Below are 15,168 nucleotides of genomic sequence, written 5' to 3'. Positions count from 1 at the left end.
ACTGAGGAGAAGAAAATGTCAGGGTTTGCTCAACAGACAACAGCAAAAAGAAGGGTGATCGTTGGTATCAGCGGTGCTTCCGGTTTCTCTTACGGAGTACAGATACTGCATTATCTGAGACAGGCCGGAGTGGAAAGCCATGTGGTGATTTCCCCTTCTGCACACCTTAACCGCGAACAGGAAACGACTCTCAGTGAAGACGATGTCCTGGCGCTGGCTGATGTGGTCTACCCCTTCCGCGCTGTGGGCTCAGCTATTGCCAGTGGTTCGTTCAGGACCGATGGCATGATTGTTGCCCCCTGTTCGATGCATACCCTGGCAGCCATTGCGACAGGCATGACCGAAAATTTACTGACCAGAGCCGCCGATGTGATTTTAAAAGAGCGCCGGAGACTGGTTTTGATGGCGAGAGAAACGCCATTACATTTAGGGCATTTACGCAATATGCAGCAGGTCACAGAGATGGGCGGAATAATTTTCCCACCGGTGCCTGCACTTTATGCTCGTCCTCAAAGCGTAGAAGAAATCATTGCTCATAGTGCTGCCCGTTCTCTGGGGTTACTGGGTGTGGACTGTGCCGATTTACCGCGCTGGGGAGAGTCGATAGCAGCAATAAGCGGGAGTAATAATAAATGATAATTGGACCCTTTATTAACGGTTCTGCGGTATTAGTCGGTGGTATTGTTGGCGCAGTATTAAGCACCCGGTTACCTGAACGTGTTCGAACCAGTATGCCGCTGATCTTTGGTGCTGCTTCCATGTGTATGGGGGTAGTTCTGGTGGTCAAACTGTCACATATGCCGGTGATGGTTTTATCCGTCATTCTTGGCTCATTGCTGGGAGAACTGGTTTATCTGGAAAAAGGGATTGGTAAGCTGGGCGCGAAAGCCAAAGGGCTGGTCGAATTGTTTGTTTCTCCGAAAGGAACCGACCAGCAGTCTCAGGAAGCGTTTCTGCAAAGTTATGTTGCGATTATCGTGCTGTTTTGTGCCAGCGGCACCGGGATTTTTGGTTCAATGCATGAGGGGATGACTGGCGATTCCAGTGTTCTGATTGCTAAATCGTTCCTGGATCTGTTCACCTCGGCGATTTTTGCCACTTCTTTAGGTTTTGCGGTTGCCATTGTGGCAGTACCGCAGCTGATTATTCAGTTATTGCTGGCTTATGGTGCAGTATATATTCTGCCATTAACCACACCTAATATGCAGGCAGACTTTTCTGCGGTTGGTGGTGTATTAATGTTTGCAACCGGATTCAGAATTTGTGGTATTAAATCTTTCCCGGTGGCGAATATGTTACCTGCTCTGGTTCTTGCTATGCCAATATCCGCAGCCTGGACGCATTTTTTCTGATTTTTCGGTAATTATTTTCTCAGGGAATATATTCAAAGATTAATTTAAAACAAAAAAAATAACACGGGTTTAACTCTGACCGCCACTTACTTATGTAAGTGGCGGTTTTTGTTTATCTCATTGAAAAATAATTATATTTCCCATCTTTAAAATTGATCTTTATCAAATTTAATTTCATGCGGAGGGGTATATTTTACCTGTCTTATGAATGATGAAATTTATTGAAGATTGACGCTGCTGACTTATTCCGGGAGAGGCAGGGTTTATTGATTTCTCCGGAAATATTATGTCAGGGTAAATTATGTTGAAAAATAAACTTGCTGTTTTTATCTCTATGGCATTACCTTTCTCTTTCGGTGTTTATGCAGCAGAACAAACTCCGGTATCGCCTGACCAGGTATTAACAGTAACATCAACAGCTGATGATGGTAGTGCTGGTACATTACGTTGGGCACTGGAAAAAAATAACCTTAATCCTGGCCATTACCGGATTGAAATTGCCTTAAAAGAAAATAAACCGATGGTAATCAAACCAGCAAAACCATTACCTCCGGTAAAAGGCCCGGTCAGTATAATTGGTACTAACTGGCTGAAAAATGGCAAGTATGTCGCTATTGATGGCTCTGCTTATATTAAACCGGTTGACCCCCGCGCCTGCCCTGGTGCTGTCCCCGGACAATTTGGTGCTAATGTACGAACCACTTCATTGCCGGGACTGGTTTTACAGGATACCCACGATGTTGTTCTGCAGGGTATTGAAGTGCGTAATTTCTGCGTCGGTATTTTAATTAACCGTGCCAGCAATAATATTATCGAAGACAGCCGTATTACCGGAAACCATGGCGGAGCAGGTTTAATGATGACCGGTGACGATGGTAAAGGTAACTCTACTGCCACCACCACTCAGAGAAATAAAATTATCCGCAATGTCTTTACTAATAACGGAGACGGAATGGAAGCCACCCGTGGTGCTTCATTCAACCTGATTGCTGATAATCTGATTACTACGGATGAGGTGAATAACAAAGAGCCTTCTCAGGGTCTGGAAATGCTGTGGGGAAATGATAATGAAGTTATTCATAACCATTTCGAAAACTATTCTGATGGTGTGCAGCTAAACTGGGGAAATAATAACTATATCGCCGGAAATCTTTTCAATAACCTGTCATCGGCAGTGACTCTCAGCGGTACCGGAAATATGGTATCCGGAAACCGGATGATTAATAACCGCGTAGCAGTGTCAGTCCGGCCACAGGGTGAACCCGGAAAAGATGGTCAGTTTGGTATTAACCGTATCACCGGGCCTGCCATCGATCGTATTTCAGAAAATATTATGATCAATAACGGGCTGGATATTAAACGTTGCTTTGCCGGGGGCAGTTGCCTGCCGGGTTACGCGGGAGCAATTGTATTTAATGTTCCCGGATTAGAGCATGCTGCCTTCATTGGTAACCGTGGCGGTGGTATCAGCAATGACACTACCCACCTGGAAAAAATCTGTGCCATCGACGGAAATGTTGCCGGCTGTGAAAAAACACCAAACAAAGGCCAGCAGGCACCAGAACTTTCTCAGGTGATTATTAATAATCACCAACTGACTGTCAGTGGCAGTGTGGCCGGGGAAGCCAATACTATCTACCGTGTTGAGTTCTTCTCTAACAGTCAGCCGTCCATGAATGAAGCAGAAAACTTCCTGGGATATGAAATGGTGCCGGTAAACAGCCACGGTGTGGGTGACTTTACTGAACAACTGGCGATTCCGGACGGAGTTAAAGTGGCTAATGTAACTGCCACCGCGACCACCAATGATGGTGCTACCTCTCCGTTAAGCGCACCACGGGCTGGAAAATAATTATCACACCTCTTTCCGGTAGCCACGGCTACCGGATTTTGCAGGGCGGTATCATGAATAAAAATCTGTTTTTCCAGGCTCACTCTCAGACTCTGCGTATTGTTTACGCCAGTATAGTGGCGTGCAGATCAGGTCAGGGCAGGGCGAACAATTCTGACGACAGCTATTCTGCCACGATGAATATCCCGGAAATACGATTTAGCCGATGCCGCCGTTACATGGTCTGCAGCAGCTTATCTGACCACCGTAATCTGTTTATCACCACTTTCCTCAGCCTGTTAATCGCGTTCGCAGTTCGCTATTTCAGATTACCGATAGCCTGCGATGGGGGGATTAACTTGCTGTGACCGGACTCCGGTGAAATGCATCAGAATTGGAGATGAATTCTGATCATGCCGGAATAACTTTTGTCGCATTAAAATTGCGGGCTGTCCTTAATGGCATAGGCAGCTCACTGATCTCCGGAGATAATAAATGAAAATCAGTACAACATTAGTGGCATTATCTGTGGCTCTGGCATTACAGGGGGCTGGCAGTGCTTTTGCCGCCGGGACCGCCACCAGCGCACCAGCTGCCGTTGTCAGCCAGCGTCATGCAATTCCTTTGACCATCAGAAATACGGTGATTGGTGAAGGTACGCCGAAAATAATTGTTTCGACCACCGGTGCAACTGATGACCAGGTAATGGCACAGGCGCGGGTGATTGGCAGTAATCCAAATGCTGATTTGCTGGAATACCGGATTGATTATCTGAACTTTGCCACCGATCCGGCGAAAGTCGCTGCACTGGGTAAACAGATAGTTTCAGTGATTCAGGGTAAACCGTTAATCCTGACCTTCCGTACCCGTGCGGAAGGCGGGGTGAAAACTATCAGCGATCGTGCTTATGCTGATCTCTATCTGGCACTGATTAAAGATCACTTTATCGATATTCTGGATGTAGAGATGTTCCGCCAACCAGCACTGGTGAAAGAGATTGTCAGTGCGGCACATAAAGCGGGCATCAAAGTCGTGATGTCCAGCCATGACTTTAACAAGACACCAGATACCAGTGTCCTGGTTGACCGGTTGCGCCAACAGGACGCGATGGGTGCCGATATTCTGAAGATTGCAACCATGCCGCATAACCCTGGCGATGTCCTGAAACTACTGACTGCTACCAGCGAAATCCGTGAGAAATATTCTCAAAAACCACTGCTGACTATGGCGATGGGTGGGCTGGGTTCTATTACTCGTTTATCTGGTCAGGTATTTGGTGATGATCTCACCTTTGGCATGATTGGTGTACCTTCAGCCCCTGGTCAGGTAGATGTACAGGCAATGCATCAGGTTCTGGATACTATTAACCATGCGGTAACCGGCCACTGATCCTGATTTTTCTGCGAATCTTCTGTCTTTCGCAGCCCCGTCATCTGCCGGGTTATTGTTTCCCCTTTGGAAATAATGAATTCCCGGCAGGTGGCTTAATCCTGACCATCATCTCCGCTAAACTTCCTCCTTTTACTGCCAGATACTCAGGGTATCCGGACGATTATCGCCACGTATCTGCTACAGGGTGACTATGATGGAATTTGGTGTCTACACTTTCGGTGATTTGGCCGGAACTCAGCGAGGCAGTGCGGCGGCTCATCAGCGTTTGCAGGAAATTGTTGCCGCTGCCCGTCTTGCTGATCAGGCCGGGTTACAGGTTTTTGGAATTGGTGAGCATCACCGGCTGGATTATGCCGTTTCGGCACCGATGGTATTACTGTCTCATCTGGCTGCAGTGACCCGTAATATTCGTCTGACGACAGCCGTGACCGTACTCAGCTCTGCCGATCCGGTACGGGAATATGAAGCCTATTCTACGGTGGACCAGCTCAGCAATGGTCGTACAGAATTGCTGGTCGGACGTGGCGCCTTTATCGAGTCTTTCCCGCTGTTTGGCTACTCTCTGGACGATTATGAAGCCTTGTATGAGGAAAAACTGGCCCTGTTATTAAAAATTGTCGCAGAAGGTGAGAAGCCGCTGGACTGGCAGGGAAATTTTCGTTCTCCTCTGCAGCAGGCCGAAATTATCCCGCGCCATCTGAACCCTCAGCCAGTATGGATCGCGGCGGGAGGAACACCGGCCAGTGCCTTACGGGCGGCAAAATATGGACTGGGGTTGAATCTGGCGATCATTGGCAATAAACCGGCAGCGCATTTACCGTTTGTGGAGAGCTACTATCGGGCCGGTGAGCAGCATGGTTTTTCCCGTCAGCAGTTACCGCTGGCAGTTTCTGGTCATTTTCATGTGGCAGAAACCAGTCAGCAAGCACTGCAAGGGTTCTTTCCCTATTACTCACATTATATTGGTAATAATCTGCCGGCCGGACGGCGTGGCTGGACCCCGGATTATAATGATTATCTTCAACTGACCAGTGAGCAGGGGCCGGTCTACGTCGGTTCAGTCCAGCAAATAGTTGATAAAATTCTTCGGGTTCACGAATTGTTTGGACACCGGCGATTTATGGCCCAGTTGGATATTGGCGGTCAGCCATATGAAAAAGTAGCCCGTTCTATCGAGCTGTTGGCCGATAAAGTGATGCCGGCAGTAAATAAAGCCCTCGGCGAATAACTCTGAAGACGGGGAAAGCTATCCCCGCCCGGATTTTGCTGCCACTCCCCCTCTGACAGTTTCTCCGTCATCCATTTTTTACGACCGCCAGGCGGTTCTCTCACCTGACTGCGATTGCCAGTAGCCTCTGTTGGCCTGCGACGCGGCAACGAAACCCTGCTTATGACAAATCAGTGCTCAGACACAACCACTCATGCAGTGATAATTTCCTCTTCGGAATAAATGTATCGCGGTACGAGGTATATATCTCCGCTTTCTGGCGTTTCACAATGACTGCATCACTACATTAAAGGCCGAGGAGATGCTTTTGGGACAGAACGCGTTTATTCGTTTTATGCAGTCGTTATTTGCATCAGAACCGCAGCAGACAACACAAATTTCAGCAGATATCAGAGATAAGGTGACGAAGATGAATATTACAGTCGTGGGTTCAGGTAATGTGGGTTCCGCGTTGGTCAAACAGTTAAGTGCTGCAGGCCATCAGGTCACGCTGACAGCGCGTGATCTGGAGAAGGCGGCTGCGGTGGTGAAAAACTACCCCGGCAGTCGTGTTGCTGAGGCCGGCAAAGCCGCAGACGGTGCACAGCTGATTATTCTGGCAACCCCTTATGATAATGCGGTTGCAGCATTGATTAGCCTGGGCAACCTGCAAGGGAAGGTGGTGGTTGACGTAACTAATCCGTTATCAGCAGATTATATGAGCCTGACGGTCAGTGGCACCACCTCAGCTGCAGAAGAGATTGCCCGCGCGCTTCCCGGCGTTACAGTGGTCAAAGCCTTTAACACCTTATTTGCTCAGGTTCTGAGTGACGGACCACAATTTGCAGACGGACAGCGTGCCACCGTATTCTATGCAGGTGATGACAACCAGGCTAAACAGCAGGTGGCGGCACTGGCCGAGGGGTTAGGTTTTCATACCCAGGATGCCGGGGGCCTGAAAAATGCCCGCTATCTGGAGCCACTGGCAGGCCTGAATATTTACCTGGGTTACGGTGCCGGTCTTGGCACTCAGATAGCGCCGACCTGGATCTCCCGCTAAATAAGTGATCACTGCTACCGGCTTAAAGCGTCGGTAGTAGTGTCCGTCCTCTTTTTTCCTGACAGTTTATGATTTTCGGCTGACTGTGGCAGGTCTCCGGCGCCGGTTCTGTGGTAGCCCGGGCATTTATTTCGCTATTTTGTTAACTAACAGGCGACCCGGCCGGGCAGACTTGTATAATGCCCGCCAGATGAACATAAACAGCCCGCGGCCGGATATGGCCTGACAGCGGCAGGAACTAATAACCATGATGCACAATGATGTTTTACGCAGTGTTCGCTATATGCTCGATCTGCGTGATGAAAAAATGCTGGAGATTCTGATTTCCGGTGGCGCCGAAGTCAGCCTGCAGGAAATGCATGCTTATCTGCTGAAAGAAGAAGATGCAGGCTATCAGGTTTGTAACGATAAAGTGATGGCTCACTTTCTCAATGGCCTGATTTTTTACCGGCGTGGCCGCGACCCGCGTTTTCCGGCTCCGGAAGTGGAAAAACGGGTGACCAATAATGTGATGCTGAAGAAACTGCGGGTTGCTTTTGAACTGAAAACCGAAGACCTGCAGCAAATTCTGAAATCGGTTGATTTCGCCATGTCAGAAAATGAACTGAGCGCGTTCTTCCGCAAAGAAGGTCATAAAAATTATCGCGAATGTGGCGACCAGGTGCTGCGCTATATCCTGAAAGGACTGGCAGAACGGGTTCGTAAAGCGAAAAAATAATGCTGACACGGCTGGCCATTCACCGTGTCAGCCTTACCGTGTTACATCCGGTCTAATCCTGCTTTAACCGCGGTACCGAGAGTAGGTGCCAGTGGCAGACGGCTATTAAGGGTCAGCTGCCAGGCATGATACAGGTCCGGTTTGCCGGACCAGACCACCGACGATGGCTGATTGCTGGCATCCAGCTCATGCCACCAGCTACCGTGTCGGGTATCGATAAGATAGTTGGCGATATAATCCCACAATGTCCGGTACCAGTGTTCATAAGTCGGATCGCCGGTGCGTTTTAACAGGCTGGCCGCGGTACAGCAGCTTTCGGCCAGCGTCCAGTGCAGACGGTTACGGGTGACCGGAATTTTCTGCCAGTCATGGGTATAAATCATCCCGGGCGCGCCATCGACATGCCATCCGTAATTTATCCCTGCCTCAAACAGGCCCCTGGCATCTTCTAACAGCCATGCTGGTGCAGTTTCATGGTGTTGCAGCAATGCGGCTTCAAGATGCAACAACAACCGTGACCATTCACAGGCGTGCCCGGGCGTCACCCCATACGGCCTGAAATCATCGGTTGGTTGATCCTGGTGATAGTCATGCCACTCCTGCCATTGTGAAGTAAAATGTTCGGCAAGCAGGTAATGGTTACCCCGTGCATGCTGATGAATAATTTTCGTGACGATGGAGAGAGCACGCTGACGCCAGCGACTGTCACCGGTAACATCCGCGAGCTGAACAAACATTTCGGTCGCGTGCATATTACTGTTGCCGCCACGATAATCTTCCGGCTCCTGCCACTGGCGGTTAAAGCTTTCCTGCAGACAACCTTCTTCTTCTGACCAGAAGCGGTTTTCAATAATCCATGTTGCCTCTTCCAGCAGCTGTTGTGCGCCTTCTATCTCTGCCAGCGATGCGCTAAGGGCGGCGAGAGTCACAAAAACATGCAGGTAGGCCTGCTTACGTCCGTCCGGAGTCTGCTCCGGATGACCTTCCAGCCAGCCGCCATACACGGCATCATGCAGGGAACCCAGCAGAGCTTCTATTCCCCAACGGGCCAGGGCGCCTGCACCAGGCTCCCCTTGCAGGCTGGCGATAGCGAAACAATGCGTCATACGGGCGGTCAGCATAGTGTCCGGCTGGCTGTCTGCAGGCAGCTCACCGTGAATATCCAGTGCAGCAAAACCACCGTCCGGGTGTTTTGAATTCCGGTAAAACGAGATGAGCCTGCGGCTCTCTTTTTCAAGCCAGTCATGGTGATAGGGTTTGTTCAGCCAGCTGTCAGTCAGATGAGTAAATAGCATCATTCCCTCTGTTAATCAGTGGTGTCGGATATTTTCCCTGAGAATTCCCTGTGGAGGGCTTCTCCTGGTAACTGGTCGCGGGCGAGATGCAAATGCCCGGTTTAGCAGATACGGGGGCTAGCCGCCGACCATCATTCCGCCATTCGGATGCAGGACCTGGCCGCTGATAAATGAAGAGTCCGGGCTGGCAAGAAATACATAGACAGGGCCGAGTTCCGCAGGCTGACCGGCACGTCCCATCGGGGTTTCATGGCCAAAGTTCTCCAGCCATTGCGGATTATAGTGGCCCAGGGTCGCAGGTTGCAGTGGCGTCCAGACCGGGCCCGGGGCAACGGCATTAACCCGAATCCCCTTACTGACTATCTGATTAGACAAGGCGCGGGTGAAGCTGACAATCGCGCCCTTGGTGGCAGTATAGTCCAACAGAAACTCCGGACCGATATAGGCATTTACTGACGCAGTATTAATAATGCTGTCGTTTTCTTTCAGGTGAGGAAGTGCTGCTTTTGTCAGGAAAAACATCGAATGAATATTTACGTCAAATGTATTCATCCACTGTTCATCGCTCAGAGTGGTAATATCTTCATTCGGATACTGAGTACCGGCATTATTCACCAGAATATTCAGCTGACCAAACTCACTGACGACACTGGTGATCAACTGGCGGCAGTTTTCGGCACTGCGCAAATCGACCGGGTAAATCACGCATTTACAACCTTCCTGTTCAGCCAGTTGCCGGGCCACTTCTGCATCCCTGGCTTCATCTTCACTGTCTGGCAGGCAGGTCAGTGCAATATCAGCACCTTCGCGCGCAAAATGCTGTACTACAGACCGGCCGATACCACTGTCACCGCCGGTAATCAGTGCAACTTTTCCTGCAAGCTTGCCACTTCCCCGGTAATCCTCACGTATGAACAAGGCTTCAGGTTGTAGTTTTTCATCACTGCCTGGCAGTGTTTGCGACTGTGCATGAATTGTTGTCTTCTGAACCATATTCCCTCCGTTTGAGTTGATCAGCCGGGCCAGGTCTTTGCCTGAACAACGCTGTCTGCAGGCCTGACCCGATGGATATAATCTTCAGAATAATTTAAGTATAGAAGCTAGGGCTAATTTGTCTAATTACAGGGTAGATTGCCACGACTGGACTGGTGTTGAAAGAGAGGTTTTTTTCAGCCGGAGTGAGAATAAAACCATTATATATTTTAACTAAATAATGGCGGTAACCGGCGGGTAATAACCGTTCCGGGTGACAGTGGTCAGAGGCTCATGCGGCGATAATTTCGCTATGATAATCACTAAAGACACTCATATACTGAGTCTGTGTTAAAGCGTCAGGCAGAATTATGAGCAAAGTAAAAGCCATCAGTCAGCAGTTTTGTCGCAGAGAAGATGCCCCCTGGTTCGAGTTGCGCTCCACGACCCGCAGCACTCAGGCTTACAAAAGCCATTATCATCCGCAGCTATCTGTCGGAGCGGTGACCGGCGGACAAACCTGCTGCGTACTGGATGGGCAGGATTGGGTTTTGCATCACGGCGATTTAATTGTGATACCGTCCGGAGCAGTACACAGCTGCAATCCTCTGGCAGGACAGCCACGTAGTTATCATATGATGTATCTGGATATCAGTTGGTGCAGACAGAAGCGGGTTGCTACACAAAGCACTCAGATGCCGGTCACCTCGCAGCCAGTGGTCCGTGATCCGCAATTATTCCGACGTTATTTACAGATTGTTCAGCAGTCATCTTCCCTGTGCGCCAGTCAGCTGGCTGCCAGAGTGTCTGAATTTCTGGAGGACTTGCCAGGGTTAGGCTGGCAGGCGACTGAGCGATGGTCAGAGACCAGCGCCCGTATGCAACAGCAGTTCCTGGCGGATCTTAAGGCTCCTTTAGCACTGGAGGCCCTCGCGGCTCAGTTTTCGCAACGTAAAGAGACCCTGATTCGTACCTTTCGCCGTGATACCGGCATGACTCCGGGTAACTATCTGACACTGGCGCGTCTGGAGCTGGCAAAGTCAGGGCTGCGGGGCGGTGACACGATTGCCGGGGTCAGCTATCAAAGTGGTTTCGCTGACCAAAGTCATTTTCACAAAATGTTTGTCAGTTATATGGCCGCCACTCCCGGGCAATATGCGGCTCTGCGATCAATATCTGACAATACCTGATCTTATCCTGCGCATAGGATGACCGCTGTGTTTATCTGCAGAGGTCTCTATGTCACTGTTACATCTTCTGTTTCCGGAACGTTTCTGGTTGCTGGCACTGGCACATTTTGTGGCATTGCTCAGCCCCGGCCCGGACTTTTTCCTGCTCAGTAGTTATGCTCTGCGTTACCGGGTACGTGGCAGCGCCGGAATCTGTTGTGGAATTGCTGCCGGTAACGGCGGATATATTGTATTAGCGATAGCCGGCTGGAGTGGTCTGAATCATTCCCCCTGGCTGTATAATCTGACAGAGCTGGCCGGTGCCGGATATTTATTATGGATAGGCTGGCAGTTATCCCACAGCCAGCCAGACAACAACCTGCCCGAAGCTGTTGCAGGGCAGTGCCCTTCGTTTCTCCGCCAGTTTTTTTTCGGACTGGCTTCCTCAGCGCTGAATCCTAAGAATGCATTATTCTACCTGGCACTACTGACCAGCGTGACAGGTCCGGATATCACGCTACTGCAACAAATCAGTTGCGGGGTGTGGATGGTGCTGGTGGTTTTATGCTGGGATTTAGGTGTCGCAGGATTACTGGGATTAAGCAGCGTCAGGCAACGATTGTCGGGGCTGATCTGGCGACTGGAACGGCTGGCCGGCGGAGTTTTGATTCTGTTCGCGGTGGTTATTTTGTGGCGCTGGTTATCTGAACCGTAGTGCTTCTGAGTGACAATTACGATGCTCAACATATTCATTTACCGGTAATACGGGTACGAAGGCGATAATTTCCTGGCGTTAATCCGGTTACCCGTTTAAATGTACGGTTAAAAGCTGAAACAGACAGGTAGCCAATAGCTGACGCTACATCGGTCAGATTATGGCCCTTATCTATCATCCGACTGGCAACGCTGATTTTTAGATAACGTACGGTTTCTGCCGGAGTCAGAGGCATCACCTGACGAAACCGATGAATAAACCACGACCGTGACATTCCGGATTGTGCTGCCATTTCCGGGATACTCCATTCTTTCTCTGGCTGACGCAGAATGTTGGCAAACAAACCGAGAAATTCTGAGGAAAGATCAAATTTATCCAGCGGAGTAGTTATTTTATCCTGAATGTGAGTTTTTCGAATAGCAATGAAAAAAAGTATTTCAGCCAGTGAAGAAATAAGTTTCTGGCTGGAAAATGTTTCGCTGAAAGCCTCTTTGTGAATTACTTCGAGAATATTTTTTATAGAGCCTGACAGGTCATCATCTTTGCGTAAAATGATCACCTCGGGAAAGAATGACAATATCACTTTACTGACTGGCGAAGTGAAAGTAATAAACCCGCAGGTTAATGCTGTGCTCTGGTCAACATTTTCTGCCAGGCTCGCCATGGATTTTATCGGGGAGCGTGTAGCTTTTACGGAATCCTGCTCATCAGAAAGGATAAACGGACAATCCTGAAGAATAAAAACAACATCGCCCTGATTGACCCTTACCGGTGAATCCGGAGGCGAGGTATGTAACCAGCACCCTCCCTCCATGACGATGTGATAGCTTGATTTACCATGGCCTGAAGCACTGCTTTTCCACGAACCGCAATAGCGTCCAATGTGGAATATCGTGCTTTGTACCTGTAGATTCTCTAATAACCATTCGTTATTAATCATAAAAAAATAGCCTACATAAAGGACGAACGAGCAACAAATAAATATTTATCAGCATTGCCCGGAATTAACAATAAAAACATACTGGCGATGACTTAACAGGAGGGTATATGACCAGAATAAATTTGCAGAAAAAAGAAGATGCAGTTGAAGTTTCAAAGAATTATCTTGAGGCAGCACAGAGGAATTCAGGATTTATTCCAAATCTATTATCTGTATTAGCTAATTCGCCACAAGCAATTAGCGCTTATGTAACTCTTAGCGAAATAAACAATAAAAACAGCCTCTCTGCCGGGCAGCGGGAAATTGTCCAGATCACAGCGGCCATTACCAATGGTTGTAACTTTTGTGTTGCCGGACACAGTGCTACCGTCGAGAAAAGAAAACTGTTACCGGAACAGACATTGCAGGATTTGCGTGAAGAGAAGACCCTGCCGGAGCAGCCATCTGAGCAACTGGCTGAATTTACCCGTCAGGTGATTGCCACACATGGCGATGTGGATGAACAGCACTGGCAGGCTTTTCTTGACGCAGGCTTTAGCCAGCAGCAAGCGTTAGATGTGGTACTGGGTGTCAGCCTGGCAACACTCTGTAATTTTGCCAATAACCTGGCCAGGACGCCATTAAATACCGAGTTACAACGTTGGGCGTGGCCGAAATAGCCTACGACAGCGTACCTGGAGAGTTATTGTATGATAAGTCACGCACTGCTTCACTGGCTGGAGCAACATGCTCTGGAAATTGACCAGACAGCCGAACTGAGTCACGAAATTCTCAGACGTCTTGGTCAGGAAGGACTGTTTGCCATCGGTGTTGCCACTGAGTATGGCGGCAGCGGCGGCGATTTTACCGATGCCGTGCAGGCGCTCAGTGAGGTTGCCAGTCACTCGATGACGGCGGCATTTATGTTTTGGGGACACCGGACTTACATTGAGTTGTTGGTGCGATCACCGCAGTACCCATTGCATGCTCACCGACTACCGGCGCTATTATCGGGAGAGTATGCCGGTGCGACCGGACTTTCAAATATGATGAAATTCCTGAATGGTATTGAAGAAATTAATCTTTCAGGAGAATCAGATCAGGGTGGCTGGCAGGTCTCCGGGCAACTCTTTTGGGTGACAAATTTGCAACCGGAAAAATTTTCGGTGGTGACTGCGGTTCAGCCCAAAGGTGGAGCCGTTCCGTTTATTGCGACGATCTCCTCGGATCTGCCGGGAGTGGAACGATCGGCCGATTTGTCTCTGATGTCAATGCAGGGGAGTGCAACAGCAGCTCTGCAGTTTACTGAGGCGGTAGTAGATGAACGTTCCATCCTTTATCCGGATGCCACTGTAGCGTTGGCATACCTCAGGCCACATTTCCTGGGATTACAGTGTGGTATGGCGCTAGGGCTGGCGGCTCGCAGCCTGAGTGAAATTAGTGATCATTCAGCTGAGACACATCCGCTTCGGGCTGATTACCAGACCACACTCCGGCAGTATGACTCTCTGCGTAGCAGATTGTTTTCAGGACTGGCCAATGGTCAGTTTCAGTCTGAACCACGGCAGCTCTTTCAACTGCGTATTGCACTGATTGAATTAACACAACGAGTTATTCAGACCGAACTGATGATTAAAGGTGGGCGGGCCTATCTCTCTCCGGTCGGTGACCAGTTTGCCCGGCGCTGGCGGGAGTCGGCATTTTTACCACTGGTCACACCGAGTGTTGTTCAGTTGCGCCAGCAGTTGCAGGGGGATGTTTGATGCCTCCGTTACTGATGGCCAGAGATATTACCCTGGGGTTTCGTGAAAGTGCCGGAATAACCCGGTTATTGAGCGGGTTTAACTTCAGTGCGGATGCCGGTAGCAGTGTGGCAATCATTGGTGCCAGTGGGGTAGGTAAGTCTAGCTTATTACGGGTGCTTTCCGGATTGGAGCGCCCTTTGACCGGGGAAATTTTCTATCAGGGAAAAAAGCTTACCGGTCCGCATCCGCAACTGGGGATGGTGTTCCAGACTCCGGGCTTACTTCCCTGGCTGAATCTACGGCAGAATGTGGCATTTGGTCTGAAATTTCGTCATCAGCCACGTCTCAGCCGGCAACAACGCCAGCAACGTATTAGCCAGGCTATTGAGGCCGTAGGCCTTAGCCTTCACCAGCATAAATACCCGTCGCAACTTTCGGGAGGTATGGCACAACGTGCAGCTCTTGCCCGTTGTCTGGCCCGAAGTCCCGCGGTGTTACTGCTTGATGAGCCGTTTAGTGCTCTTGATCCGCTCAGCCGTCAGGAAATGCAGCAGTTGGTGGGCACTATTGCCCGTCAGCAACAGCTATCGGTACTGCTGGTCACCCATGATATTGATGAGGCTCTGTTAATGACTGACAGAATGCTTCTGCTGAATGGGGGCGAAGGCGGTTCCCTGAAAGAGTGGCAGCCACAGATACCCTTCCCCCGGGAACAGGCGCTCGATGAGCTGTCAGCAGCCCGGCTCGACATTCTTAAAGCAATGCGCGATCAACGCAGCTAACCGATCGGAGT

Annotated in this window: 16 protein-coding genes; 13 read left to right on the top strand and 3 right to left on the bottom strand. The window is 49.6% G+C overall.

The features are described from left to right. Window positions 1-15: 15 nt before the first annotated feature. The 8 genes from A7K98_RS19245 (at window position 16) to A7K98_RS19210 (ending at window position 7,560) form a co-directional block, all read left to right on the top strand. Complete coding sequence (locus A7K98_RS19245; RefSeq protein ID WP_087489987.1) at window positions 16-636, top strand: UbiX family flavin prenyltransferase; 621 nt, start codon at window positions 16-18, stop codon at window positions 634-636. Then, entirely contained in the window at window positions 633-1,352 is a 720-nt protein-coding gene (locus A7K98_RS19240) for a DUF554 domain-containing protein (protein ID WP_087489986.1), read from the top strand. Before A7K98_RS19245 ends, A7K98_RS19240 begins: the two co-directional genes overlap by 4 nt. Window positions 1,353-1,653: 301 nt before the next feature. Continuing rightward, window positions 1,654-3,204, top strand: a complete 1,551-nt coding sequence (locus tag A7K98_RS19235; RefSeq protein ID WP_087489985.1) for a NosD domain-containing protein — start codon at window positions 1,654-1,656, stop codon at window positions 3,202-3,204. Between the two features lie 53 nt (window positions 3,205-3,257). Then, window positions 3,258-3,551, top strand: a complete 294-nt coding sequence (locus A7K98_RS19230) for a hypothetical protein (protein WP_087489984.1) — start codon at window positions 3,258-3,260, stop codon at window positions 3,549-3,551. Between the two features lie 127 nt (window positions 3,552-3,678). Then, on the top strand, window positions 3,679-4,572 hold the full coding sequence (gene aroD, locus A7K98_RS19225) for a type I 3-dehydroquinate dehydratase (RefSeq protein WP_087489983.1): 894 nt from the start codon (window positions 3,679-3,681) through the stop codon (window positions 4,570-4,572). A 193-nt stretch (window positions 4,573-4,765) separates the two neighbouring features. Next, on the top strand, window positions 4,766-5,803 hold the full coding sequence (locus A7K98_RS19220) for an LLM class flavin-dependent oxidoreductase (RefSeq protein ID WP_198361122.1): 1,038 nt from the start codon (window positions 4,766-4,768) through the stop codon (window positions 5,801-5,803). Window positions 5,804-6,212: 409 nt separating this feature from the next. Beyond that, window positions 6,213-6,842: an NADPH-dependent F420 reductase gene (locus A7K98_RS19215; protein ID WP_232461566.1), complete on the top strand. Its 630-nt coding sequence runs from the start codon at window positions 6,213-6,215 to the stop codon at window positions 6,840-6,842. Between the two features lie 247 nt (window positions 6,843-7,089). Beyond that, window positions 7,090-7,560: a YehS family protein gene (locus A7K98_RS19210; RefSeq protein ID WP_087489981.1), complete on the top strand. Its 471-nt coding sequence runs from the start codon at window positions 7,090-7,092 to the stop codon at window positions 7,558-7,560. Window positions 7,561-7,601: 41 nt separating this feature from the next. On the opposite strand, the gene A7K98_RS19205 is transcribed toward A7K98_RS19210, so the two are convergent. Beyond that, entirely contained in the window at window positions 7,602-8,858 is a 1,257-nt protein-coding gene (locus A7K98_RS19205; protein ID WP_087489980.1) for a D-mannose isomerase, read from the bottom strand. A gap of 114 nt (window positions 8,859-8,972) precedes the next feature. Further along, the gene (locus tag A7K98_RS19200; protein ID WP_087489979.1) at window positions 8,973-9,848 is read right to left on the bottom strand and encodes an SDR family oxidoreductase; all 876 of its coding nucleotides are present in this window, start codon (window positions 9,846-9,848) and stop codon (window positions 8,973-8,975) included. 350 nt (window positions 9,849-10,198) lie between these two features. Here A7K98_RS19200 and A7K98_RS19195 point away from each other — a divergent pair, with 350 nt between their 5' ends. Both A7K98_RS19195 and A7K98_RS19190 read left to right on the top strand, forming a co-directional pair. After that, window positions 10,199-11,017 (top strand): AraC family transcriptional regulator, encoded by an 819-nt coding sequence (locus A7K98_RS19195; RefSeq protein ID WP_087489978.1) that lies wholly within the window; start codon window positions 10,199-10,201, stop codon window positions 11,015-11,017. A 49-nt stretch (window positions 11,018-11,066) separates the two neighbouring features. Next, entirely contained in the window at window positions 11,067-11,711 is a 645-nt protein-coding gene (locus A7K98_RS19190) for a LysE family translocator (protein WP_087489977.1), read from the top strand. 34 nt (window positions 11,712-11,745) lie between these two features. On the opposite strand, the gene A7K98_RS19185 is transcribed toward A7K98_RS19190, so the two are convergent. Beyond that, complete coding sequence (locus A7K98_RS19185; protein ID WP_087489976.1) at window positions 11,746-12,651, bottom strand: AraC family transcriptional regulator; 906 nt, start codon at window positions 12,649-12,651, stop codon at window positions 11,746-11,748. A 107-nt stretch (window positions 12,652-12,758) separates the two neighbouring features. Between A7K98_RS19185 and A7K98_RS19180 the strand changes: the two genes are divergently transcribed. From A7K98_RS19180 to A7K98_RS19170, 3 genes are read left to right on the top strand one after another with little or no spacing between them, the layout of a single operon-like run. Beyond that, entirely contained in the window at window positions 12,759-13,310 is a 552-nt protein-coding gene (locus A7K98_RS19180) for a carboxymuconolactone decarboxylase family protein (RefSeq protein WP_087489975.1), read from the top strand. Between the two features lie 30 nt (window positions 13,311-13,340). Further along, window positions 13,341-14,393, top strand: coding sequence for an acyl-CoA dehydrogenase family protein (locus tag A7K98_RS19175; protein ID WP_087489974.1), 1,053 nt, complete (start codon window positions 13,341-13,343; stop codon window positions 14,391-14,393). After that, on the top strand, window positions 14,393-15,157 hold the full coding sequence (locus A7K98_RS19170) for an ABC transporter ATP-binding protein (RefSeq protein ID WP_232461565.1): 765 nt from the start codon (window positions 14,393-14,395) through the stop codon (window positions 15,155-15,157). Before A7K98_RS19175 ends, A7K98_RS19170 begins: the two co-directional genes overlap by 1 nt. The last annotated feature ends 11 nt before the right edge of the window (window positions 15,158-15,168 follow it).

It is taken from the genome of Tatumella citrea, from assembly GCF_002163585.1.
Taxonomy (GTDB): Bacteria; Pseudomonadota; Gammaproteobacteria; order Enterobacterales; family Enterobacteriaceae; genus Tatumella; species Tatumella citrea.
This window is presented reverse-complemented; position numbering and strand designations above follow the sequence as displayed.

What these genes read in the sequence shown, in the direction of transcription:
- A7K98_RS19245 (WP_087489987.1), top strand. Translation starts at nt 16, where the DNA reads ATGTCAGGGTTTGCTCAACAGACAACAGCAAAAAGAAGGGTGATCGTT.
- A7K98_RS19240 (WP_087489986.1), top strand. Translation starts at nt 633, where the DNA reads ATGATAATTGGACCCTTTATTAACGGTTCTGCGGTATTAGTCGGTGGT.
- A7K98_RS19235 (WP_087489985.1), top strand. Translation starts at nt 1,654, where the DNA reads ATGTTGAAAAATAAACTTGCTGTTTTTATCTCTATGGCATTACCTTTC.
- A7K98_RS19230 (WP_087489984.1), top strand. Translation starts at nt 3,258, where the DNA reads ATGAATAAAAATCTGTTTTTCCAGGCTCACTCTCAGACTCTGCGTATT.
- aroD (WP_087489983.1), top strand. Translation starts at nt 3,679, where the DNA reads ATGAAAATCAGTACAACATTAGTGGCATTATCTGTGGCTCTGGCATTA.
- A7K98_RS19220 (WP_198361122.1), top strand. Translation starts at nt 4,766, where the DNA reads ATGATGGAATTTGGTGTCTACACTTTCGGTGATTTGGCCGGAACTCAG.
- A7K98_RS19215 (WP_232461566.1), top strand. Translation starts at nt 6,213, where the DNA reads ATGAATATTACAGTCGTGGGTTCAGGTAATGTGGGTTCCGCGTTGGTC.
- A7K98_RS19210 (WP_087489981.1), top strand. Translation starts at nt 7,090, where the DNA reads ATGATGCACAATGATGTTTTACGCAGTGTTCGCTATATGCTCGATCTG.
- A7K98_RS19205 (WP_087489980.1), bottom strand. Translation starts at nt 8,858, where the DNA reads ATGATGCTATTTACTCATCTGACTGACAGCTGGCTGAACAAACCCTAT.
- A7K98_RS19200 (WP_087489979.1), bottom strand. Translation starts at nt 9,848, where the DNA reads ATGGTTCAGAAGACAACAATTCATGCACAGTCGCAAACACTGCCAGGC.
- A7K98_RS19195 (WP_087489978.1), top strand. Translation starts at nt 10,199, where the DNA reads ATGAGCAAAGTAAAAGCCATCAGTCAGCAGTTTTGTCGCAGAGAAGAT.
- A7K98_RS19190 (WP_087489977.1), top strand. Translation starts at nt 11,067, where the DNA reads ATGTCACTGTTACATCTTCTGTTTCCGGAACGTTTCTGGTTGCTGGCA.
- A7K98_RS19185 (WP_087489976.1), bottom strand. Translation starts at nt 12,651, where the DNA reads ATGATTAATAACGAATGGTTATTAGAGAATCTACAGGTACAAAGCACG.
- A7K98_RS19180 (WP_087489975.1), top strand. Translation starts at nt 12,759, where the DNA reads ATGACCAGAATAAATTTGCAGAAAAAAGAAGATGCAGTTGAAGTTTCA.
- A7K98_RS19175 (WP_087489974.1), top strand. Translation starts at nt 13,341, where the DNA reads ATGATAAGTCACGCACTGCTTCACTGGCTGGAGCAACATGCTCTGGAA.
- A7K98_RS19170 (WP_232461565.1), top strand. Translation starts at nt 14,393, where the DNA reads ATGCCTCCGTTACTGATGGCCAGAGATATTACCCTGGGGTTTCGTGAA.